Origin of the sequence: Selenomonas sp. ND2010, assembly GCF_000702005.1 — a bacterium.
GTDB lineage: Bacteria > Bacillota > Negativicutes > Selenomonadales > Selenomonadaceae > Selenomonas_A.
The window spans coordinates 1-1,758 of record NZ_JNKI01000064.1 but is presented as its reverse complement, the minus strand read 5'-3'; the positions used below and the strand labels follow the sequence as shown (position 1 = coordinate 1,758).

The 1,758-nt window shown below is 50.6% G+C and carries 1 protein-coding gene; it reads right to left on the bottom strand.

Annotated features, from left to right (window positions below):
- Positions 1-79: 79 nt before the first annotated feature.
- The gene (gene brnQ / locus T504_RS0112090) at positions 80-1,441 is read right to left on the bottom strand and encodes a branched-chain amino acid transport system II carrier protein (protein ID WP_033171314.1); all 1,362 of its coding nucleotides are present in this window, start codon (positions 1,439-1,441) and stop codon (positions 80-82) included.
- Positions 1,442-1,758: the final 317 nt, after the last annotated feature.

The following is a 1,758-nucleotide window of genomic DNA, read 5'->3' as shown; positions in this document are numbered from 1 at the left end:
TGGGGCCCCCGCCGCCGGCGACTTACCTCGAACACGAACTGGGTACTGCTACCCTGCAAACTGTAATTTTACCATCCTTTTATTGGGACCCGTTTGTTTTTGTGCGAAGAATCTTTAAGATAATGCCGATGACAAGTCCTAGCAGTGCGGGGAGAATCCAGCCAAATCCTTGGGCGAAAAACGGCAGGACAGCGGTTAGGGCAGTCACGAATCCGTTAAGGCCGAAGGCGGTGAGCCAGGCTGGTGGCAGTGCTTTTATAAAGTCAAAGACGGAACTAAACACTACCATAGTCATGATACTGCGGACAACCAGGCGGTCAAGGCCGCAGATATGACCTGCTAGCGAGGTCAGTGTCAGCATAATGGCAATGGGATAAAGCATCATGAGCACGGGAATGGAAAACTGGATGATGGCCGACAGGCCCACATTGGCAATCAAAAAGGTAATAATAGCAAAGGCTATAGACAGCTGCTCATAGGTGAATTTGCCGGGGAACATCGCCACGAAGGCCTCAGAACAGCTGGTAATCAGTCCGATAACGGTCTTGAGGCAGGCGAAAAGCACGATTAGAGCCAGCAAGGCCGCACCGGCGTCTGAGAAATAATAAGAGGAAATTGACGCGAGGACAGCGCCGCCATTGCCGTTTATGGGGGCATAGCCGCGGCTTTCCGCACCGGCAAGGGCTACCAGTATATAGATGATTCCCATGAGCAGGCAGCTGAATACCCCTGCTTTGATGGTGTTCTTGGCGATGGCGCCAGAATCTTTGATACCCAGTTTGCGAATGACATCGACGACGATGATGCCGAAGGCGAGTCCTGCTAAAGTATCCATGGTATTATAGCCGTCAAGCAGACCTTGGAGAACTGGGGCACTGGTATAAGCTGGTGTCGGCGTAAAGGCATTGACGGGACTGGTGGGCTGGGTAAGCGCTGCCGTCAACAGGATACCGAGGACTACGAGGAAAATGGGCGTTAGGATTTTGCCTGTCCAGACAAGGATTTTGCCCGGACGCAGGGAAAACCAAAGCGCTGCGGCCATAAAGGCGAGAGAAAAGAGAAAGAGCGCCAACTGCTCATTAAAACCGGCTGGCAGCAGCGCCTTGGCGCCAATTTCAAACGGAACGGTAACACAGCGAGGGCTGGCGAAAAATGGCCCGATGGTTAGATAGAGGGCACAGGTAAAAAACAGCCCGAATCGGCGGCCTATGCGCTGGCTTAGGTTCAAGAGACCGCTGCTGCCGGTAATGCCAAGGGCCGTCACGGCCAGCATGGGCATGCCGACGCCCGTAATAAGAAAACCGGCCAGCGCATACCAGACATTGCTGCCGGCTTCCTGGCCCATAAAGGCCGGAAAAATCAAGTTGCCGGCACCGAAGAATAGACCGAACAGCATGCTGGTGATGGAGAGGGTTTCTCCCCAAGTAAGGTTTGTTTTCACAGATTATACACTCCTAAGGTTTGTTTCATGCCTATTAGTTTAACAGGTTGTCCTGTATTTGTGAAATGGATTCTTTCGCCAGGGAAAATGTAAAAAAGTGAGAAATATTTTCATTTTACTATTGACAATGATTATCAATTGGAGTATATTATCTATAGGCTTTCGTTAAGGCAATTGGTTGGAGCGTGGAGGCGCTTCCGGTTGCCTGGTGCATTTAGCACCAAGCTCTCCTAAAATCTGCTAACAGTTGTCAAGCACTTTTTGTTTAACACTGATAGCAGGCTCCTAAAATATAATACACAGCACAAAAGGTCTCG